This window comes from Thalassolituus sp. LLYu03, from assembly GCF_050507655.1.
GTDB lineage: Bacteria > Pseudomonadota > Gammaproteobacteria > Pseudomonadales > Oceanobacteraceae > Venatoribacter.
Genome location: NZ_CP191496.1, coordinates 4,000,610 through 4,022,460, shown reverse-complemented (window position 1 = coordinate 4,022,460; position 21,851 = coordinate 4,000,610). Strand labels below are relative to the sequence as shown.

At 51.4% G+C, this 21,851-nt stretch carries 19 protein-coding genes; 8 read left to right on the top strand and 11 right to left on the bottom strand.

The window, feature by feature from the left end; translation table 11 throughout:
- The first annotated feature begins 15 nt into the window (after positions 1-15).
- Both cobA and ACQUQU_RS17935 read left to right on the top strand, forming a co-directional pair.
- Positions 16-834, top strand: coding sequence for a uroporphyrinogen-III C-methyltransferase (gene cobA / locus ACQUQU_RS17940; RefSeq protein ID WP_430461088.1), 819 nt, complete (start codon positions 16-18; stop codon positions 832-834).
- The gene (locus ACQUQU_RS17935) at positions 828-2,327 is read left to right on the top strand and encodes a cytochrome D1 domain-containing protein (protein ID WP_430461087.1); all 1,500 of its coding nucleotides are present in this window, start codon (positions 828-830) and stop codon (positions 2,325-2,327) included. Before cobA ends, ACQUQU_RS17935 begins: the two co-directional genes overlap by 7 nt.
- 702 nt (positions 2,328-3,029) lie before the next feature.
- Here ACQUQU_RS17935 and ACQUQU_RS17930 read toward each other — a convergent pair.
- Both ACQUQU_RS17930 and ACQUQU_RS17925 read right to left on the bottom strand, forming a co-directional pair.
- Complete coding sequence (locus ACQUQU_RS17930; protein WP_430461086.1) at positions 3,030-3,281, bottom strand: XRE family transcriptional regulator; 252 nt, start codon at positions 3,279-3,281, stop codon at positions 3,030-3,032.
- Positions 3,282-3,564: 283 nt separating this feature from the next.
- Positions 3,565-3,795 (bottom strand): helix-turn-helix domain-containing protein, encoded by a 231-nt coding sequence (locus tag ACQUQU_RS17925; RefSeq protein WP_430461085.1) that lies wholly within the window; start codon positions 3,793-3,795, stop codon positions 3,565-3,567.
- 202 nt (positions 3,796-3,997) lie between these two features.
- Between ACQUQU_RS17925 and ACQUQU_RS17920 the strand changes: the two genes are divergently transcribed.
- From ACQUQU_RS17920 to ACQUQU_RS17910, 3 genes are read left to right on the top strand one after another with little or no spacing between them, the layout of a single operon-like run.
- Positions 3,998-4,498 carry a hypothetical protein gene (locus ACQUQU_RS17920; RefSeq protein ID WP_430461084.1) on the top strand — a complete coding sequence of 167 codons (501 nt, stop codon included), beginning with the start codon at positions 3,998-4,000 and terminating at the stop codon, positions 4,496-4,498.
- 7 nt (positions 4,499-4,505) lie between these two features.
- Positions 4,506-4,880 (top strand): hypothetical protein, encoded by a 375-nt coding sequence (locus tag ACQUQU_RS17915; RefSeq protein ID WP_430461083.1) that lies wholly within the window; start codon positions 4,506-4,508, stop codon positions 4,878-4,880.
- A 46-nt stretch (positions 4,881-4,926) separates the two neighbouring features.
- A complete protein-coding gene (locus ACQUQU_RS17910; protein ID WP_430461082.1) occupies positions 4,927-5,289 on the top strand; it encodes a hypothetical protein in 363 nt (120 codons plus the stop codon).
- A gap of 11 nt (positions 5,290-5,300) precedes the next feature.
- On the opposite strand, the gene ACQUQU_RS17905 is transcribed toward ACQUQU_RS17910, so the two are convergent.
- Together ACQUQU_RS17905 and ACQUQU_RS17900 are read right to left on the bottom strand one after the other, a co-directional pair.
- On the bottom strand, positions 5,301-7,889 hold the full coding sequence (locus tag ACQUQU_RS17905; RefSeq protein WP_430461081.1) for a site-specific integrase: 2,589 nt from the start codon (positions 7,887-7,889) through the stop codon (positions 5,301-5,303).
- Complete coding sequence (locus ACQUQU_RS17900; protein ID WP_430461080.1) at positions 7,879-10,059, bottom strand: hypothetical protein; 2,181 nt, start codon at positions 10,057-10,059, stop codon at positions 7,879-7,881. Before ACQUQU_RS17900 ends, ACQUQU_RS17905 begins: the two co-directional genes overlap by 11 nt.
- Before the next feature lie 235 nt (positions 10,060-10,294).
- Here ACQUQU_RS17900 and ACQUQU_RS17895 point away from each other — a divergent pair, with 235 nt between their 5' ends.
- Positions 10,295-11,302 carry a type IV toxin-antitoxin system AbiEi family antitoxin gene (locus ACQUQU_RS17895; RefSeq protein ID WP_430461079.1) on the top strand — a complete coding sequence of 336 codons (1,008 nt, stop codon included), beginning with the start codon at positions 10,295-10,297 and terminating at the stop codon, positions 11,300-11,302.
- A 630-nt stretch (positions 11,303-11,932) separates the two neighbouring features.
- Positions 11,933-12,130, top strand: coding sequence for a hypothetical protein (locus ACQUQU_RS17890; RefSeq protein ID WP_430461078.1), 198 nt, complete (start codon positions 11,933-11,935; stop codon positions 12,128-12,130).
- Between the two features lie 126 nt (positions 12,131-12,256).
- Here ACQUQU_RS17890 and ACQUQU_RS17885 read toward each other — a convergent pair whose 3' ends face one another.
- The 5 genes from ACQUQU_RS17885 to ACQUQU_RS17865 all read right to left on the bottom strand — a co-directional run bounded on the left by ACQUQU_RS17885 (position 12,257) and on the right by ACQUQU_RS17865 (position 15,244).
- Complete coding sequence (locus tag ACQUQU_RS17885; protein WP_430461077.1) at positions 12,257-13,498, bottom strand: type II toxin-antitoxin system HipA family toxin; 1,242 nt, start codon at positions 13,496-13,498, stop codon at positions 12,257-12,259.
- Positions 13,491-13,961 carry a helix-turn-helix domain-containing protein gene (locus tag ACQUQU_RS17880; protein ID WP_430461076.1) on the bottom strand — a complete coding sequence of 157 codons (471 nt, stop codon included), beginning with the start codon at positions 13,959-13,961 and terminating at the stop codon, positions 13,491-13,493. Before ACQUQU_RS17880 ends, ACQUQU_RS17885 begins: the two co-directional genes overlap by 8 nt.
- Before the next feature lie 659 nt (positions 13,962-14,620).
- Positions 14,621-14,809, bottom strand: coding sequence for a hypothetical protein (locus ACQUQU_RS17875; RefSeq protein ID WP_430461075.1), 189 nt, complete (start codon positions 14,807-14,809; stop codon positions 14,621-14,623).
- A complete protein-coding gene (locus ACQUQU_RS17870) occupies positions 14,806-14,931 on the bottom strand; it encodes a hypothetical protein (protein WP_430461074.1) in 126 nt (41 codons plus the stop codon). Before ACQUQU_RS17870 ends, ACQUQU_RS17875 begins: the two co-directional genes overlap by 4 nt.
- A gap of 37 nt (positions 14,932-14,968) precedes the next feature.
- Positions 14,969-15,244 (bottom strand): helix-turn-helix domain-containing protein, encoded by a 276-nt coding sequence (locus tag ACQUQU_RS17865; RefSeq protein WP_430461073.1) that lies wholly within the window; start codon positions 15,242-15,244, stop codon positions 14,969-14,971.
- An 816-nt stretch (positions 15,245-16,060) separates the two neighbouring features.
- Here ACQUQU_RS17865 and ACQUQU_RS17860 point away from each other — a divergent pair.
- Positions 16,061-18,628 carry a hypothetical protein gene (locus tag ACQUQU_RS17860; protein ID WP_430461072.1) on the top strand — a complete coding sequence of 856 codons (2,568 nt, stop codon included), beginning with the start codon at positions 16,061-16,063 and terminating at the stop codon, positions 18,626-18,628.
- 152 nt (positions 18,629-18,780) lie between these two features.
- Here ACQUQU_RS17860 and ACQUQU_RS17855 read toward each other — a convergent pair whose 3' ends face one another.
- Positions 18,781-19,386, bottom strand: coding sequence for a response regulator (locus ACQUQU_RS17855; protein ID WP_430461071.1), 606 nt, complete (start codon positions 19,384-19,386; stop codon positions 18,781-18,783).
- A gap of 97 nt (positions 19,387-19,483) precedes the next feature.
- Positions 19,484-21,742 carry a sensor histidine kinase gene (locus ACQUQU_RS17850; RefSeq protein ID WP_430461070.1) on the bottom strand — a complete coding sequence of 753 codons (2,259 nt, stop codon included), beginning with the start codon at positions 21,740-21,742 and terminating at the stop codon, positions 19,484-19,486.
- Positions 21,743-21,851: the final 109 nt, after the last annotated feature.

The window sequence follows — 21,851 nt, the reverse complement described above, 5'->3', positions numbered from 1 at the left end:
GTTGCGGAGAACACTATGCAAGCCTCTACCATCAGCCATCTGCTCAGCGCCGTTCCGGGAGACCCACCGCTGCAAGCAGGCGAAGTTGCCCTGGTTGGATCCGGGCCTGGAGACCCGGGCCTGCTTACCCTGCGCGCACTGAATCTGATCAGCCAGGCCGATGTTGTGGTTTACGACCGTCTGGTCGGTGCCGGCATCATGGCGCTGATTCCCGCACAATGCCCGACCATCTACGTTGGCAAAGCCGCCGGTGACCACGTGTTACCCCAGGGTGAAATCAACCAGCTGCTGGTCAAACTGGCGCAGGAAGGAAAGCGCACGGTACGCCTCAAGGGGGGTGACCCTTATATTTTTGGCCGTGGTGGCGAAGAAGTGGAAGAGCTGCGTCAGGCTGGTATCCGCTACCGCGTGGTACCCGGTATTACCGCCGCCTCCGGCTGCGCCACCTATGCCGGTATTCCGCTGACCCACAGGGATCATGCCCAGAGCTGCACCCTGATTACCGGCCATCTGAAAACCGACGGCGAACTGGATCTGAACTGGCAGGCACTGGCGGCCCCAGGTCAGACACTGGTGTTCTACATGGGCATTGGCGCAACGCCACTCATTGCCCGCCGCCTGCGCGAAGCGGGGCTGGCCGCGTCAACCCCGGCTGCCGTCATCGAACGCGGCACCACCGACCGCCAGCGCGTACTGCGCAGCACACTCAGTCAACTGCCCGACCTGATTGCGCGCGAAAACATAAAACCGCCTGCGCTGCTGATCATTGGCAGCGTCACCGGCATCGCCTATGACGAATTTCACCCCCTGACCGAGGAGGTCTCTGTATGCTGAAGCCGTTTAACCATTGGCTGCTGCCACTGCTGCTTGGCACTCTGTCAGCGCAGGCATGGGCCGAAACCGATACCGCCGCCAACCCTGAAGCTATACAGATCTACCAGGACAACTGCGCCGGCTGCCATGGTCAGCAACGCACCGGTGGCATGGGACCGGCCTTACTGCCGGAAAGCCTGTCACGGCTGAAAAAACAGGAAGCGCTTAACGTCATTCTGCACGGCCGCGCCCTGACCCAGATGCCAGCCTTTGGTAATCAGATTGCAGAAGAAAAACTCAACCGACTGGTTGATCTGATTTACACACCGCCCGCCGAACCGCTGAGCTTTACCGCCGCCGATATTCAGGCCTCACGCGTACACTACCCACAACCAGACAACGACAAACCGATGTTCAGTGCCGACCCACAGAACCTGTTTATCGTGGTGGAACTGGGTGACCACTCAGCAACCCTGCTCGATGGCGACACCTTTACCCCAATCACCCGCTTTAAAACCCGCTTTGCCCTGCACGGTGGCCCCAAGTTCTCGCCGGATGGACGCTACGTATACTTTGCCTCACGTGATGGCTGGATCAGTAAATACGACATTTACAACATGGCCTGGCTGGCCGAAGTCCGCGTCGGCATTAACACACGCAATCTCGCTATTTCCGACGACGGCCAGTACCTGATGGCCGCCAACTACCTGCCCGGCAATCTGGTGTTACTGAACAGCAAGGATCTCAGCCTGATCGACATTATTCCCGCCAGCAGTAACGGCGATAATTCACGCGTCAGCGCTGTTTACACGGCACCACCACGCGGCAGTTTTATTGCTGCGATGAAAGACATTGCCGAAGTGTGGGAACTGACACCCGGCGAAGATGGCGCTCAGGTGCGCAAAATAGCCACCCAGGATTATCTCGACGATTTCTTTTTTGATCAGGACTATCAACATCTGATTGGCTCGTCACGTAAAGGCGACAGCGCCACCGTGCTGAATCTCGACAGCGGTAAAGAAACAGCCAGACTGGATATTAAAGGCATGCCCCATCTCGGCTCCGGTATTACCTGGAAATATCAGGATACCGAAGTGCTGATGTCGCCCAACCTGAAAGACAGCCGCCTGACCATTATTGATATGAAAAACTGGAAAACCATCAAAGAAATCGACACCCAGGGTCCGGGATTCTTCGCCCGCAGCCATGATGGCAGCCCGTACGCCTGGTCCGATGTCTTTTTTGGCCCTAACCGGGACGTGATCAATATCATCGACAAAGAAACGCTGAGCATAGTAAAAACCCTGAAACCAATGCCCGGAAAAACCTCAGGCCATGTCGAATTTACCCGCGACGGACGCTACGCCTTATTAAGTATCTGGGAAGATGACGGCGAACTGATTGTATACGACGCCAAAACACTGGAAGAAGTAAAACGCCTGCCGATGAAAAAACCATCCGGTAAATACAACGTCTACAACAAAACCCGCTATGTCCGTGGCACCAGCCACTGATAAAGAACTGCAATCATCAGGTTTAATAGTGTGGCCACGGCCACACTATTAAATGCATAAATAAAGAAATCACTTAGCGACGTAAAGACCAGCAATATAGCAAAAACTATAACACCCAAGAAATATTACCAATATAATCTTAATCGGCCAATCCATAAATAGTATTGATATTATAATACTCAAAGCATAGATGTTAAGATAAGAAATTTAGCCGCCACAATGCATCATCAATAATGCAAAATCATAACATTATCATTTATTAAAATTCAGACCTGCAAACCAACTCATTCCAACAGACAATTTTTCAAACTAATTCAGTAATTAATTTAGAAACAGACTTTAATTTTAATTAAACAGATACCTGTAGTTAAAGAGAGGATAATTATGTTCAACTGCAAAAAAAAATGAATAACCACTAGGTACTCACAGAAAAATACTGCGAATATGACGTACTTCCGGAAGCAAAAAACGAGGTAATTATGAGCGGATTTTTACAGAAGCGTAAAGCTAACAACCCTGAGTGACTAATGCACTGCTCGTCACTATTTCCAAACGACCAAACAATGGACCACCGCTCGCCTAGCGCCGCCGAAGATGACAGAATCAGCGGTAGATTCAGAAGCACCTGGAGCAGCGATTTATACCTCTGGAATAGCAGAGCACTTACGACCTTAGACAACCTGAAGCAGGGGCTTGCATTCACTAATTCGAAGTGATCCACAACAATTGCTCATGACTAAACTCCGACACCTGCCCATCCATTAATGCCTGCAGTTGCCTGTCGCTTAATGACAGTCGCGCAGCAGCCTCACTCGGTGTCCATCCAGCCTCCACAATCCGCTCCCGAACACGAATCAGCAATCTGGCCTTTTCCCGATTCAGCTCTGCCTCTTCTTTGCTCTCTGAACAGGAATCCCAGACGTTATCGACAAGCGTAATGCTGAACTCTTCCATTGTTTGCCTCCTGTAAGTTGCTCACACGCTGTTGGCGAAACAACCTGTTAGTGCTGCGTACAGTGTACCCGGGTAGAACGGTATGGTGGTTAATGGGTAACGCTCATTGCAGCCGGACAGCTCCGGTGGCATTACTATAGGCTCAGGCTTCAGAGGAATGACTATGGAACCCAGTAACGTCAGCTTCGACTACGTGGTACCAGCGGTGATTGTTGGTAACTTTCTGCTGATTCTCTTCAGCGCCTGGGCGGTTGATCGCTGGCGTAAGAGATCACGGGACTGATCAGCGCAGCAGGCGGATGCCTTCCAGCGGATCTATCTCCAGAGCTGCGCAGAACTGCACATACTCGAAGACATCGAGTCGGCGCTCCAGCGACTCAATACGGTGTACGGCCGTCGTTGTTACCGACAGCAATTCGGCCAATGCCCGGATGCTCAGACCCTTGGCCTGACGGTTGGCAATCAGCCAGCCGATAAGACGGGCGTATTTGGGGGAGGAGATGGTTTTGATCATGTACTCATAATGAGAACTACCCTCCCCAATTCCCAAATTGAGTACAAATTCACCCAGCCAGTGCCTGTGCGGCCTCCCGATTAGTATTTTAAGCTTCCGAGATGTAAAGGAAACTATCAACTATTGAGCAGTAACCCTTCAATCGTTATAGTCTTTTTGTTCTCATTATGAGAACACCACTACCAAGAGAAGGAAGACTTTAATGAACCGCTACACGTTGGGATTACTCGTTTCTGCAGCTGCTTTGACCGGCTGCGCCAGCATGGGAAATATGCTGGGACATGGCACTGAACACTTTTATGAAGGCGAACCCCGTCCGATGACGGAAGTGTCAGTCGTTGAATCCAATGGCGAATATGGCTGGGGCATGGGTTCTGGTGTCAGCCTGATCGCCATTGACGGCAAAAAACTGCCAACCTTGGCGCAATCCAAACAAGCCCTGCTGCCGGGTAAGCACACCGTTGAATACGAGTGCGACCTGACTCAGAACGTAATGAATGGCAAGCGCGCCGGTCGTGCGACCACCACCATCGAACTGGAAAAAGGGGTTCATTATCGTCTGGTGGGCAATCTTTACGCGCTGTCGAAAGACAAGTGGTATTACTCAGAAGACACTTTCATGGGTACCACCAATCGCAAGCTGGAAACCAATGCCTGCGACCTGAAAGTGGTTAAGTTCAAAGCGCTGACCAATGAGGGTTAAACCTTTATTGGCCACCCTGCTGCTGTGTGCAGCAGGGCATGCCGCAGCTGAACAGTCCAAGGCACCCTGGTATGGCACGCTGACCATCGACAGTGTGCCCTTTTCAGGATGCGAAGTTGTGCGCATCAGCCCGTTCTCCGGTAGCTGGTCGTTTTTCAACAGCACGCCAGAGCAGGTGCGTGAGACATTTAAAGAGTCACGCACCCAGCTAGAGAATGAAGCCCGGGCGGCGGGATTTCATGCGCTCGTGGGCTTTCAGAACGACTGGATGGGTGGCGCTGGCGCTCTGGATTACACACGCAACCATACGCAATACCGCGATGTTCTGATGACAGGCGTGATGGTATTGTCGGCTACGGGCGTTGAGCTGAGATGTAGATAAACCGAGCCCACTATTCGTGGGCTCACACTCATAAATGAGGCGGACGATGAATCAACCCTTAACCATTGCCGATGTCATGCGTGTTTTCGACAAACTGATCAGCCACTGGCAGTTATCACTGGCTGAACAGGCCAGCATCCTGGGTATGACGCTGCCACATTACGAGCAGCTGACCGGGGAAAAACGGAACTCCGCCTCACCTGAATTGATGGATCGCCTGGTTCGACTAGTCGGCATCCAAAAAGCAGTTTCAGTTATCGCACCCAGAGGGGCCGAGAATCAGTTTTTTACAGCGCCGGTCAATGCCTCGCCATTAAATGGCCAGTCCATCCGTGACTATCTGATTACTCAGAACAGTGAGGAGGATTTGGAGGCGTTGTTTCGATGGATTAACAGTAAGGCGTGCTAGGTGACAGCGCCCTAGCAACTGACGACCAGACTCTCAGCCGAGCCAAATACTCCCAACTTATTTGCCAGATAGACGTAGGCCTTTTGGGTTCGTTTTGATTCAAAAATCAGACGAGGTTTGTTAAACCCACCACTGTTCCATTCATCCCGCGAAATACCCCAACGGTAACAACAATACCGCTGCTCCGATGGCACTAAATCCGAAAAGCGCTGAATAATACTGTCTCCGTGGAGCTTCTGCTGATTTGTGCTAAGCCGCGAAAAATGACGGATCAGGCCGTGATCACGTAGCAGCTCAAGGGGAAAATCGCGCATACCAGGGTAGAGAGTGAGCAGGTGACGCAGACTTATTCTACCTTTGTGATACTGTCTGATTGCCCAGGTACAACCATCGAATTCAAACCTGCGAGTAAAAACTCCTATGCGTAATCTGCGTTGAGGGAAAGTCCAATCCGACAGATCGACGTTAGCCGATACGGACTTTAGTTTACGAACCATTAAGTCCCGATAATCTGCCAGATTACGTTCACCGTTGGCTTTTACTGTTTTTTGAATAGCCTGTCGGCTGACACCGAGCGCAGTAGCCAGCTGCGCTGTGGAAAACGTTGGCATCATTAGGCGCTGGTAATAAGGGAATAGCCGATCGAGCGAGTGAACATAAGTTCCGAGTGTGGTCTCTGGTGAAGCGTGCCCCATCTCGGCACTGATCTGATCGACAGGATTAACCGTTCTCGTGGCTCCCGGCAAAGGCGACAACCGCCGCAGATACACGGAGTAATCCTCCCCGGTATCGTAATTTAGATTATCGTCTTCAAGGTATTCAGGGGAAAGCTGCGATCTTACCATACGATATAGATTCAACGACGCAAATGAGTGACGAAGCGAATGAAAACTAGCATTTTTATCACCTGTCAAAAACCGAATAGCCTTGGATATTTCTTCAAATATTTTCTTATTATTGGTAGAGTCAGTGAGTTTATAATAGCCACTAAAAACATGTCTCTCATCAGAAAACGTATTCTCATCAACCGCATATAGTAATTCTTTGATAAGCCCCATTTCATCATCGCTGTATCGACCACCAACGACAACCTGTCGATTACCTGATCTGGTTTTAGGCGAAAACCCTTCATGCTTTGTTATCACAATAACTGGCAATCCTTCCAAATGAATATCCCTGTAGCGAAGAGACGATATCTCTCCGCGGCGCAGACCTGAGCGATACCCAAGAATCAAAGCTATCAACATCCTATGATTGATCTGATAGTCATATTCATCATTTGCGAACATCAAATTTCGATACAGAATATTTTTTAACGCCACGTACTCCCAAGGCATAACCATGGATGGATATAACCAATTGTCTTCCTTCTGAACCTTAAACCGAGGAAGATCAATAAGCTCCCTATCATTTTCATTATGCAAATACCATAGATAGTGATTTAAACTTTTAATCAGGTTAGGAATCGACTTATTATTTTGAGACTCGACAACCTCATTGAGCATGTGCTGCAACTGATCTGACGAAAGACACTCAGGATCGCATTCAGAAAATTTCTGTTCGAACCTCTGAGATAGATTATTAGCTATCCGAAGAACTCCAGATGCTTTAAGTCTCTTTCCGAATTTAGTGTCACGACAGTAGTAAAAAGCTGCACATTTAATGACTGAACGCAAGGCTGGAGATAATTGCTGAGTACTTGCACGACGAATAAGTTCATTGGCATTATCACTCGTTCTCACCATATGCGAAACGAGATCTGCAAAAACTGAACGCTTTTGTTTTCGACTGGCTATGTCCTCCGAAGGCCATGATAGGTCTGATTGACGTATTACAGGTGGAACTTTCTTTGTAATAAGACGCAAGAAGCCATCCCTTGCCAATCCTCGATTCCTTTTCCGATCAGTCGATATATCAACCAAGTATGATGGTAACTTATTTTTAAGAATCGCTCGAAATACATCAATAAGTTTATTTTGCTTAGGCAAGGACAAAAGTCCAAGAAACGGACTCAGGAACCTTTTCAGATACTGGTACCAGCTCGTCGTTTTATTAACTCTAATCTGATTTTTATAACGAACCAGCAATAGCAGAGTCATATCATCTGGCCGCCAAATCATCGGCTCGCTGTTGACGTGTTTTGACAGCTCGAACCATAGAGTATTCTGATGCCGCCATAAGCCATCGTAAAAATTTTTAATCCGCCAATCACGAATCAAATCTCCATCCAACAGGAGTCCATACCGCATAGCACTATAAATCAGCGCTCCAGGAATTTGTTCTTTGTCGATATCCAACATGATTTTTGGGAAAATACTGTCGAACTGCCATAGGGCCAGGTATAGGTCGCTATTGTCAGGCGTGACTGGAGCGGCCGGGCGTGGCATGCTTGAACTGTGGTACAGATCCGCGTTCGATGAACGTCCATTATCAATCGCATAGCGAGTGATTTCCTGAAATAGATCCTCCACTTCCGACGCGCTAAAATTCTTTCTCAGATAGTCAATGACTCTGGATAGATCGCCAACCTCTATCCGACTATTATCGTCAGGTGATATTCCAACAGCCTCAAGAACACGACGCGATTTATCAGACAGCATTAAACCACTCCCTGCGAATACCAAGGTCTAAAATTATTTCATCATAGAATCCCATGATTTCATTTCGCATCATTTGTGGGTCATCCGTGCTATAGGAATCCCACACAGACTCTCCCACCGAGTGGTGATTAAGCAACATATTGGTGGATTCATATGATATTCCGTATTCAACCAACTTTCTACGAACGTATTTACGCAGGGAATTCAATGGATACTTCCAGTAATCTTCCATTAACACGGTAATGCTTTTTGGCCGCGGGAAAATAACCTTACAGTTCTCATCCAGAAGGAAAACTATCGCCCCCTCACACTCAATGCCATTGGCATTCATTGTCTGTCGTCGGATTGACTGATAATAATCAGAAACTAAAACGGCCATTGGGTGGACGAATTGAAATCGCGCATGAGAAAAATCTGGTCGATCCTTGTCTCGGAAAAATATCGCCATGTCGCTACTGTCAACGCGCACAAATGGATCAAACACCCCTCGAATGGTCGTCAACAATGCCTGAACTATGATGCATAGCAGAGTATTCGCGTTATGCCATTCTCGACTACCCAGCCTGCACGACATAGCATCCATAGAAATTCTCCCCAGCATAGATTTTACACAACGATCAGTCGGCATATTCCTCGCGGAATAGAACCCATTAGCGGACAGAAGTGTATCAGGAGTTTCATTCGAGATTACCATCCCCATCCGACGCCGCATCTCTCGCGTAGCCATCGTATAGCAATGGATTACCTGAGCATCAGATACTGCAGAGTAATATTGCTGCACATTGGCAGAAGATATCCTTAGACCAAAGGTTGTTTGAACAATCACTGGATCGTAATGGGTTCTGGCAATTTCGAAAGCGCAACGCTGTATTTTGTGCACGGTTATTCGGTCAGATAATGATTTTAACTCATTTTTTAGATACGCTGAAAATTCCTCACTATTTTTAATTCTAAGCTCATTTCTGAATACCTCAATCGACCCAGGTCTGATATATAGATTTGGAATGCTCACGTAGTCATCGTTCGATATAGGAGACGAGGTTATTGAATTCTTAGCACCGGTGTCTCTGGTCGCATAATTCGGAGTGATTCTGGGTATTCGAAATTGATTTTTAATCCAGTCAAATTTCAGCCCTGATCCTTCAGTATCTTCCGCCATATTTAAGACATCATCCAGCGAACTACTGGTATACAGCATGATCGACAGCGCCATTTGCACGCATTGTTTTTCTGTTCCGCCACTATAGTTTCTGTTGGCAATGTAGTTTGCCAGCGCATGCAGCTCCGTATCGGTTAGTTGCTGGTAGGTGACTGGGAGCGCCGAATTGGCTCTCGCCAAAATATCTCGCGCCGTCCGACTCTGTCGTCGGGCAATTTTGTGCTCGATTGATGACGCGCGAACCGCTTCGACCAGTAAAAGTACCTGATCGCCAGGATGATCCTCGCGAGGATCAATACCTGTCTGGGACACGCCCCTAGCCCCACCAGACGTAAATTTCTTATGAGCAACGAACTCGCCAACCTCTGGTAGTTCAGCCGGGTCGTCAGGATCGGCTGGCACCAGCACGTGTACCTCACCATACCGATCATGGCGTGTCCCCGTACGACCGTCACTAACGCGAGTCACGTCACTAACCGATCCACGGTCGCGTCTCGTCACCCGTCTTCCCAACGCCGCTCGGACAAATCGACTTGCGTTAGTCTTCTGGCTCACCGTTGCTCTGCACGCAGCCACCGCTGACAGCAGGTCGTCGTAATATTGATCATCTTCGCCAGTTCCCAGGGATAAGACCCGAATTAAGAGGCCTGCGGCTGCGACATCATGCGGGAGTAAAATCGCATCCGAATCCGACAAAGCCTCAAGTAATAAAGACTGCAACTGTCGCACTATAGTGCTACGCCGATTGTCCGCATAAAGTGCCGCCCAGACCGGGTGATCGACGAGCGTCCCGTGGAGGCGGCCACCGGCTGGTACTGCGTATTTAACACCCCAGTCGGTCCCTCGTTTCTCCTCCGAGGCGATGTGATCTAGCTCAGCCAGCAGAGCCTTCACAACAGGTGGAATTTGCCACCGAGTCTCATTGGCCAGCCGCCCAATGTTCTCCCTTACCTGATGTAATCCAGTTTCTCCCAATGGAGGATTTAGAACTTCGCGCACGATTTTGGCCATAGGTATCCCACTTTTTTGATTTGTAATGTGTCTATAGCGGACCCGGGACAAAGTCGTTTTTGTGGTCGGAGAAGTTCGTGCTAAGTGCGGGATTTGGGTGCTCTTACCAAGCGAATACAGAAGAAGAGCGGTGGATCGGAGCACTCAGAAAGACATGCGGCTTGCAACCCAATCAGTGCTGCAGTATGTTCAATATTATTGAACGTTCATTTTTATTGAACAATTGGAGCTGGCAATGCCCCACTCAGATTCACTCAACGATGGTATCCATTCACTGGCCACAGCCGTTCAGCTCCCGGTAGAGATCGTTGGGCTTAACAGTCCGTTGTCCAATAACGGCTTGGGTATCAGTATCGGAACAGCACCAGCCATACCGCTGTTCTCTCTGGTTCAGGAAGCTGACAAAGCGGAGTTTGGTGAGCTACTCAGCCGGGATGGTGCGCATCGGGTTGTCTTTATGGATCACATATCACCTGCAAAGGCGAAGATGTTGAGGGAAGCGGGTATCCAGTATCTGGATGCTTCGGGCAATGCCTTTATTCATCAGCATGGCCTGCACATCGTTGTGATTGGAAAGAAGCGCGCGACCGCTGCATCGAACAGAAAACAGCTGCCGGCCGAGAGCAAAACCGGGAAGGCCTTTCAGCCGGCTGGTTTGAAAGTTGTTTTCGCGTTGCTGGCCAACCCTGAGCTGGCAAGAGCTTCGCTGCGGACCATTGCTGAACGGGCCGGCGTGTCGCTGGGGTCGGTCAGTGCCATCATCAAAGATCTGACTGCCCACGAGTATCTGGTGGGCAGCGGGAGTAAGCAGGAACTGATCAACACCAGCCAACTGGCTAACCGTTGGACAGAACTCTACCCCTATAGCATTCGGGATAAGGCTCATATCGGCCGCTTCACGGCTCAGGCCCCGGATTGGTGGCAGGCGTTGCCGACGGATGTGGATTATCAGATCAGCGGCGAGATTGCTGCACTCAAACTCACCGGATACCTGAACCCCAAAGACGGCATCCTATACGCTGAAGACGCTCAGTTGCCTGCCCTTATGAAAGCCGGTCGGTTGCGGCAATTGAAAACCGATGAAAAGCCAGAATTCATCATTGATATCTACCGACCCTTCTGGAAAGTGGATAGCGCAAAGCATATTGCGCCTGAACTGATAGTCGTCAGCGATTTGTTGTCAACGAGCGACCCCAGAAATGTGGATGCAGCCAGAAGGGTAATGAATGAATACCTTGATTGATGTGACCGGTAAGCTGCCACGCGGTCTGGTCGAGATGTATCGAAAGGTCGATACCTGTGCCAAAGGTCTGGGCATTGATTACCTGATTGTCGGAGCCATGGCACGGGACCTGGTTATGCACCCTGGGTTCGGCGCTCATATTGAGCGTGGAATCATCCCAAAGCCTCCCATTCACCCTCTCCAACAGGCTCAGTAGGTTTTGAGTATTCGGTAACGCTCCCCCTGAGCACCTCCAGAGGGCTTCGCTCCACCTTGCGATACCGGCGCACTTCAATAGTTGGTATGCCGTGATCAGTTACGATCAGGACCTCGCCGCTGGACTCAACCTGCCGAAACAGCTCTAACGCCTTGGCCTTGAACTTAGACTTTGAAACCTTCTCTTGCATCTATAGGCCTATTGTCATATTGCTATGGTCATTATGGTATATAAATAGCCACGGCAACTTGTAATCCCCTCCGAAAATTAATCGAGGTTTTGATTAGAGACTTTTATACTGATCGCCAAGGAGCTAATGATGAATAAGTCTCTATTTTCCGACAGCCAGATTCTGAAGCATTCTCGACTTTGCGGCATTCACCGCTCACTTATCACACCTGCGACAACATACCAGGAAAGTGGATTTTGAGGTTATGGATGCCTGCGTATGTGCAGACCGCCTCGCTGAACGCCACATCGCTACCGTCAGCCATCTGGATGGAAAGGTATCAAAACTGGAGGTTTACGTTTTCATGCGTATTCGCGGAAACAAAATTGTTGCACTGGATGAAGTCAGCCGTGTTATTGAAGGCAATGATGATGACAGAAAGCTGGCAAGTGCGACGAACTAATTAGTAATGCTGCTTGCTTAAAAGCCCGAATCGCCACCACTCACGCTATACATCCGATCCTGAATCTTGCGCTTCTGGTGGTGGCTATCCTTACAGCTAAAATCATTGCGATTAACGTATTTAGATTTAATCGCCATCCACATTAAAGGCAGGCCTCATGATTTCCTGCTCGGCCCGGGATATACCCAACTGGTTTGCCACACTGCGCCACTGAGATACCGCGGCAATGACCTCTATAAAAATATCTTCCGCTTCCTTGTCTGATAGGCGGAAGAAATCGATAACCTCAAACGCCAGCGTGTAATCCAGCCGGTTGTCCTGATCATTGATGTTCAGATGAAGGCCGTTAGCGATGGCCGTTGGGTTGATATCGTATGCCGGCGATAGCCGCCAACCAGAACCGTCAAATAAGAATCCGTGATTACGCAGGTGGTCATCGACATTCGATACGGCGATATTAAATACGATTCGCCGCCACAGTTGGGCAAGATCGTCTTTTGTCTGGCTGCCATGATTGGTTAAGAACTCAGCCAGTTCAAGATAGCTCGCTCCATCCTCACCGTCGTAATATTCCAGCTGCGTCATTGCCGATGAAAAATGGATGCGCCTGCCATTCTCGCGATCAAAGCGCTTGGTAAGAAAGGTATGCTGGTCTGAGTGATAACGACCAATGGTTGATAACGCCATCTCAATCCCGGCCTTCTGAGCAAGCTGATAAGTGAGATATTCCCACAGCCCGATGTCGTGACCATCATGATGGCTCGGAAACTTGGCAATCCACAACTCACCGTTCTCATCAACCACAGATGCTTTAGGTCTGGCCCCGCCCAAGGAAGATCCGGGCGAAACCAACATGAGAAGCCATTTTGAATAGTCAGGATCATCAGGGTTCTGATTTTGCTCTACCTGACGAGCAGCATGCTCCAGTTCGCGCAGAGAGGTCATTGGAGGCGCAGACAGGCGATGATCATCATCCAGAAACGGGCCCTGCAGATCCGTTTTGAAGCGCAAGGCTCCCATACGATTAGCGTCGTGAACACCCAGCAGGTAATCACTCTCCTGCAGCGGCCTGGCTGCCCTGGATTCCTGACGGGCAAGCAAGGCCTCTCGCCGCTGCATCAGCAATCTGCCCCAGCGGTCAGGGCACGAGTCCAGAAACACCCGGAAGTTACGATCATCGGTTTTATGCTGACCGCCACTGACGAGATGAAGATCCGGATCAATTTTCAGGACGTACTCGCCCGCAAGCCAGTCTGCATCGTAAGAGAAGCTGAAGTGTTCTTTTTGCCTGACATAATCCGCAGCTAAAGTGCCGACCAATGATGACTCGGTCAACCAGTCGGCATAGACATAAATCTGCTTACTCATCCGCAGCCTCTCCATCACGCCCAACCTGCCCATTGGTAAGATCACCAGCACGGTCACGCGCCATTTTCATGAGCAACTTAACCCGGTCAGAGGGGTACCGCTCCGCGACCGACGGCTTATCAGACTTGGCGACAGAGGTTCCAGTCCGGCGAGTGGTCGGCCTGGGAGACTGAAGTGCTATGTCCTGAAGTTTACGCCCGAGCTCATCATCAAGAGCAACGCGGCCAAGATCCTCAGCCAGCCCCAGAACCGCCAGCACGCGAAGATAATGCCCTATGGATACTGTCGGCTCCCCTCGCTCAATGTTGCGCAGCGTAGGCTTGGACAACCCAGTCCGCTCAGCCACCATGGTCTGAGTAATCCTGCGCCGCTTCATCGCCAGACGTATGTTCTCCCCGAGTTGCTGGAGAATCTTCATTTCCTCAGGAAAGACGACCGCCTGTCTCTTTTGAGAACCAGACATGAAGATATACCTTCACTTTACCATTTAAAGTGAAATTATAGTTTCACAAACAAGATGGAAGCAAGTGTATCCTCAGGATGCGCTGAGTGTCGCAGAGCAAGCCTCAACACTTATGATCGCCACTTCAGGACCAGCCCTATACCACTGGCTGCTCACACAGCTACATGTTCATTACCACTGAACGTTCATTTGTGCTGAACAATGCCCTAGGACTGACACCAGCTAATCCAAACGGAGATTAAACACGCTGTTGGCGCATCCCTTGCCCCCAAAGATCACCAGAGCCGCACCTCTTTGGCAAGCGCCTGCTTCCCCGGACCACGCACACACAGAGCACGGCCAAGCTATATGGTCAGCACTTCCCCGGATTCTGACCTCCCCGTCTGGCTCCGTGAAAGTAGTATCCCGGGCTCTTTCACGACCTTTCACAGCAGTGAAAGAATTTCACCGCACGTTTTTATCTGCTTGCGGTCTCTGATTATCAGCAACGAAAATTCACCCGCATGGGCATTCATCTTTCACGCATCTTTCACGGATTATGTTTGACCGATATCTGAAAGTGAAAGAACCGTGAATGGCGTGAAATCACCGGTTTTAAAGACCGGTGCATCCTACTCGCAGCGACTTTTTAAGCATTGCCACCCACAGGTACAACCTGCTTATACCTCACGAATAAAATCAGCACGTTCCTGCAGTCCGTTAAAGATGGAGTCCGCGATGACTGCCGGAAAATCATGTGGTAAAAGCGTCTCAACCCTGCGAATAACAGCTGTAGTATTCTCCGCAAACTCCAGTAATAACTGCTGCGTTCTCTGCGCAGAAAAACCCACTGCTTTAGCGGTGCTCATAAAATGGCGCGGTTCGATACGTTGCCAATGGTAATGCCGGCTTTTCCTTTCACCGACATGGCCATTTTAGCTTTGGCAGCAGGCAGAGAATTGGCCTGCATCAGAGGATAGGCAGAGAGCACATCCCTATTCCATTCATTGCAACCGTCAAATCCGCCATTACCACTCCTGATCCCAGGCCTGATCCGCAGCCTGACTATTAGCGGATCCTTTGGCAGGCGCTTGCCTTCTGGGCGCCAGAACCAATTCCAGATTAAGCGCCGACAACAACTTAAACAGGGTCTCGACCCGCGCATGTTCAGGCGAGGTTTCAAAAGCAGACACAGTGCTCTGCTTGGTGCCCGCCAGTTCGCCTATGGCCTGCTGTGTTTGGTTCTGCTGTTTACGGGCTTGCTGGAGTGCATCTGCCAATCCACGTGGTGATGTGATCTTCATCAGAAATATCCTCTATAAGGGATAGAGCTACCGATATCCCTTATAGAGGATAAAGGCAAACTTATTCCCCAGAGAGGATTTTATAACCAGGAACATAAAATTGATGAAAACTGAAGGACAGTGCACCGTCCAACTTGCGGGTAGTGGTCAAAAAAGCTAAAACGTGGTGCCAACTTTCGTGACCATAAGTTTTGTAAAGTTGTATAAAACTGAACAGAAGATGGCAAAATATTTAAAATTAAACCTTTTAAAATCAATCAGATATGATTTAATAGCATTTTTGGCCGTACTCTCCGGAGGCAGAGGTCAGAGGTTCGAATCCTCTCGGGCGGGCCAATAAATAAAAAAAGGCTCCCGGATCTGTTTGTAGAAAGCGAACAGATCCGGGAGCCTTTTTTATTTACCGTCTGACAGAGAGACTTGGTTCAGACTCTCAGGTTCGACAAATGGCCGGGAGCCATTTGGTCCGCCGCAGGCGCCCGCAGGGCCGAAGGCAGGAAGCCTCAGGGACAATCGCAGTGAGCCTGCGAACGAAGAGAACGGAGGAGCTTGCGACGACGGTCATCCTCCGGGCCACATAAAGAAACCGACGTCATGTCGGTTTTTTTATTTACCGTCTGACGGAGAGACTTGGTTCAGACCCTAAGGTTCGACAAATGGCCGGGAGCCATTTGGTCCGCCGCAGGCGCCCGCCCGATTCACGCATTCCCCGGCACACCGCCAGCTTAACCGTCCCCCAACCCGACATCTGTCGGGTACCCATGCGTTTTACCTCCTGTAAAAATCTGTGAGTTTATGTGAATCACGGTGACTACCATGCACGACGCAATCAAAGGACTGGCGGCCATGGCGCTGCTGGCCGGCAGCCTTGCTGTTCAGGCGGAAAGCGGCCGCAGCGATTACGACCTCGATGACGACGGTCTGATTGAAATCAACGATCTGGACGATCTGGTTGCCCTGCGCAGAGCACCGTCTGGCGCCAACCTGTACGGCAGCTCCGCTGGCTGCCCTGAATCCGGCTGTATCGGCTTTGAACTAACCACCGATCTGGATTTTGATACCGACAAAGATGGCCTGATGACAGCCTCTGATGACTACTTTAACGGTGGCAGTGGCTGGTTTGCCGGCGTCACGTTTACGGCTGTTCTGGATGGTAACGGCCACCTTATCCGCAATTTGTACGCGCCGTTTTCGCGACTGTTTTCGACCACCGATGGCGCCACCATTCGTAATCTGGGGCTGGATGGACCCGCCATGCAAACGCAACGCGCCGCCCTCGCCAGCGAAATGGACGATACAAACCTGAGCAAGGTGTTTTCCACCGGAGCAGTGGCCTACACCAGCCAGCGCTCAGGCGGGTTGATCGGCGAATCGTTCGGTAATTCCTCAATTACCGACAGCTTTACAACCGGCAGTGTGACCGCCACGAACCGCGCTGGCGGGCTGGTCGGTCAGGCGGCCAGCATTACCATCACAAACTCTTTCGCCATCGGCGAAATTGTCTCCGCCGGCAATTTAATTGGTGGTATTGCCGGCGAGTTGAATGGCGATCCGGTTGTCACCAATACCTATTGGGCCACAGACGCCACCGGACTCAGTGGCAGCCATAAGAGCAATGCTGCCACCGGGTATCTCGGCGCAACGCTGGCAGAACTGCAGTGCCCGACCGCCGCCGGCGACACAGCCTGCGTTACCGGTACCACGCTGTACGGTGGCTGGAGTACGGACACCTGGGATTTTGGTACAGCGTCGCAAATGCCCGGCCTGATGATGAACGGCACGGTTTATCGCGACACTGATGGCGACGGCGCCGTCGACAGCTACGACGCGTTCCCATTTAACGCGGCGGCTTCGGTGGATAACGACGGCGACGGTCTGCCGACCAATTTTAATCCGGGATGCGACAGCGAGTGTCAGGCGTCGTCTGGCTTAACGCTGGACGACGACAATGATAACGACGGCGTTATTAATGAAGAGGATGACCTGCCCCAGAATGCGGCAGCCTCGGTGGATACCGATGGCGATGGTCAGCCTGACTATTTTAACGACGATTGCGACAGCGCCTGTCAGGAAGCTTCCGGCTTAACCCTGGACGACGACCTTGATGGCGATGGCGTGGCCAACGCCGACGATCCGGATAACACCGCCGATAACGGTGCGCCGGTGATTGAATGTGTTCCCGATACGTACGATGTGCGCGCCAACAGTGATGACGGCGCCCACCTGCTGGTCAGTGTCAGCGAGCTGGACGATTACCAAGGGGAATTCTGCCTTGAAGATGCCATCGACGACTATGCCGATATTACGCTGCAGCCAAGCATCAACGGCGTACCCTTGACGCTGGATGACGACGAGTTTTACGAGCTGCCGACCGGAGCCGTACACATACAGTGGATTGCCACCGATACCGCCGGGAACCACAGCGAACCTGCGACCTCGGTCATTAATGTGTATCCACAACTGCGTTTTTCGCAAGCCGACAGCATCACCGGCGAACCGAGCAGCGCCCGTATTCTGGTGTCATTAACCGGGGTCTCGCCGGAATATCCGGTGAATATCGAATATTCCGTCGATACGGAAAATTCGACCGTAACTCAGGATGATATCGACGCCAGCTTTGACATTACTGCCACGCACACCGTGGCGATTAATGCCGGCGACGAGGGCAATAATACCGAGGCGGTGATTTCCATTCCGGTGCTGGCCGACAGCAGCAGTGAAGAGGATGAAGTACTGATTCTTTCCATCAGCGGCGCTGTGGTTGAAGCAGGTGCCGCGAACTATTACCGGGTTAACGACGCCGCCAGCCATACGCTGACCATTACCGAAGCGAATATCGCACCGGAAGTGCTGGTCGATATAGTTCAGGCCGGTGAAACCACCGCGCGTGTTCAACCCGACGGCGGTGATGTCACTCTGGTGGCCGCAATCACGGACCTCAATGGCAACGACACCCACACGCTGCTGTGGAATCTCGACAGCCTGAACGTGAGCGGTATCGAGGACAATACCAGCATCACCTTTTCACCCGCCGGGCTGGAGGAAGGGGAATATAGCGTTAGCGTTACGGTGACCGACTCGGGCTCCCCTGCGCTGTCGACAACGACTGAGCTGACGCTGCTCGTCGCCGCTGCAGAAGAAGAGCCATCGCCCGGCAGCGGTGGTGACTCTGGTGGTGATACAGGCGGCAATTCCGATGGCGGTTCAGGTGGAAATTCTGGCGGTAATTCCGGTGGATCAGATAATGGTTCCGGCATCGATAATGGCAGCGACAGTGGTGGTGCAGGCACCAGTTCCGGTCGCCGTTCCGGCGGCGGCGCGTTCTTCTATTTCCTGTTGCTCACGCCGCTATTCCTGATCCGTCAGCGCCGTGCTCAGCAGTAAGCGATGTTTAAATAACCTGAGTTAAGATTCATCGGAAAATAAAAGCGGAGCCTGTGCTCCGCTTTTTATTGCCGGATATTCAGCGGGAAACGCCTGATACTAATCCTCACTTACGATTCCTACTTACAATTCCCGCTTACTGATCCAGCCTGTTAATCCAGAATAAAACCCAGCTGCCGGGCCTTGAGAGCTGCCTGTGTGCGGTTGCTGCTGTCGAGCAGCAGCAGAATGGCCGATACGTGTTCTCTGACCGTTGCGGCAGAAATATCCAGTGTGGAAGCCATTTCTTTATTGGAAAGCCCCTGCACCAGCAGCTTCAGAATATCGATCTGACGCGGCGAAAGCGTCACCGGCTGCTGGCTGGCGTTGTCGGTAATGATGACCAGATCGCCCGCCATAATATCCATCAGCGCCTGCAGCATGGTGTCTTTGGAGCTGGTTTTGGCGATAAATCCATCGGCGCCTGAGTGCAGCATTTGCCGGATGCTGGCGTACTGATCAACGGTCGACACAATCACAGTCGGCAGCGCCGGATAGCGGCGTTTAATGTCCTCAAGACCGCTCAGCCCACTCGTGCCTGGCATCTGAATATCCAGTAACACCAGCGCCAGATCAGGGTGCTGCAACAAAGCGGCTTTAACTGCTGAAAAATCTCCGGCCTCAATAATCTGAATGTCGGCAAATGCCTGTTGCAACAGCAGGCGCAGGCCATCCCGATAAAGTTCGTGGTCTTCTGCAATCAGTACTTTGAGTGTCATGGCGTCCCTGTTGATGAGCCAGATCGGTGCGCACAGTATAGGCGTACAGCCGGGTGGCAAAGTGTGTCGGCGCTATCAAATTGATGGATACGGCCGTTCAGGCCGGAGCCTGCTTGCGCTGAGCGTAATTGATTAAGGCACGTAATTGTGACGGATAAACCGCGTCTGACAGGGCAACCCAATGCTCCGGAAGCGCGGTGCCATTCGTGCACACGCAGGCGACGGTCAGCGACGTATTCCCCAGCGCACCATCGCCCGATGACAGACTCTGCTGTGCAGGCTGATCAATAATCAGCACCTGCACCGCCGCCACGCCAGCGACTATGTCTTCGCCCTTGTTCAACAGGCGCACCGTGATATTCCAGCGCGACAGCGCATCTAACACCTTGCCTCGGGTTTCAGCGTTGTGAATAAGAAGCGCGACCTGCACCGGACGATTCTGCTGTATATGAGTATGTTGCAGAGCCGTCAGCTGATGTTCTGCAGATTCCTGAATATCAACGGCACGGGGCAACTGCACTGAAAACAGACTGCCGCGTCCGGGGGTGGAAGCAACCTTCACAGGGTGATCGAGCAGCAGCGACAGATGCTTAACAATCGACAGACCAATGCCCTGGCTGTACCCGTCCGGATTCTGAATATTGGCTCTGTGATAAATATCGAAAATGCGGTCCAGATTGCCGGCGGCAATGCCTGCACCGCTGTCCAGTACCTGAATGACAATGGCATTTCCCCGACGACGGCAACCGACCACAACGCGGCCAGACGAGGTGTATTTAATGGCATTGGCAATCAGATTGCGCAGCATGCGCTCCAGCAGCAGAGGATCGGTCAGCACTGCAACGGAGCAGGGATGCAGGCGCAAGCGGATCTGTTTTTCGTTGGCCTGTGGCGCGAAGTCATGCTGCAACCTGGCAAAGATATCGTTCAGTTGCGTGACATTGATTTCCGGTTTAATCACCCCGGATTCGAGCCGGCTGAGATCCATAATGGCAACAAAGGAGTCGCTCATTTGCTGACGGGTTTTCGCCAGCCCCGTCCAAAGTGGTTTTGCATCCGGATGCTGAACATAAGGCTTCAGCGACTCCAGAAAAATCTGCATGGCGTGCAGTGGCTGATGCAGGTCATGACTGCTCTGGGCGATAAACATCGACTTAGCCTGACTGGCGAATTCCGCCATCAGCTTCTGCTGTCGCATCGCCCGCACACGCAACATCAGCGCAACGGCATGAATCATCATGTGCAGAATCTGAATATAGAGCACCTGAATCATCTGGTAGGACACATCCACTTCCTGTTCCGATTGCCGTGACAGAAAAATAAACAAAATCACTTCCACCACCGACAGCACCAGCGGCAACCAACCCAGAATATAAATAATGTAATAGCGGCCTTCCGAGCGCACCTTGGCAATACCAGAGCCCAGAATCACTACCCACAGCAGCAGGTAATTACCGGCGTAAAGAAAACTGCGCAGCGGAAAAGACAACAGCGGACCGATGGCAAACACCAGCAGGGTGACTGCAGCTGTGAAAACGAATACCCGGTACAGATAGCCGGAGCGGCGATTAACCTGCAGGAAACTCGCGGCAAACATCAGCAGCGACAACAGCACCATAGACACCAGCGTCCAGAACAACTGGTTTTTCTCAAAGCCCGAATTCCAGAACAGCGCCGCCAGACTGCTGTGTTCAAGGTAATACAGCAGCAGCAACAGCGACGACAGGCCGGCCCACAGAAATGTGGCTTCCGCCATCAGCGCCCAGCACAGAAACGCCAGCAGAATCATGCCCAGAATAACGCCGATGGCGACCTTGTAGGTGACATCCATGGTGGCGTTCCACAGCACGTATTCCTGCCTGCTCATCAGTGCAATATACGGGTCCCACACCCGGTGATGGGCGGTCAGTTCAGCAATTAATGTGTATCGCTTTCCGGGCTCCAGCCGGAGATGAACCGCCCGTCCTATGCTGTTGATGCCGGCGTTGGCGTTGGCATTCTGCAACACCTCGGCGTACTGGCCATCATCACCACGGACCAGAATCGCCGGCTGTTTAAAGCCGAAATTACTGATGTGCACAACCCATTCTGACTCGGCGGTGTTATTCACAACCCCGATGTACAACCAATAGCGCCGGTGCAGATTGAAATCGGGGTTAATGCCAGCGGCGGAAAACTGAGGCGGTACCAGCGGTGCATTCTGCAGCGCCACACCCTCGTCTGCGGGTACAAAACCAATGGAGTGATTCAGAGAAGCCAGCGGATAGCGCATATCCGTTTGAGTCAGCGACAGCTCGTCAGCGAATACCCTGACGGACAAAAACAGGGCAAGACTGACCAGCACCAGAAGAAGCACAGGGAATCGCCTGCAAAGGGCTGCACGTGCTGCTGACATACGGTTCCCTCTTTTCGATGACGTTAAGCCTGAGGCTGATGACCGAGACCTGAGATGGATTATTGAGGCG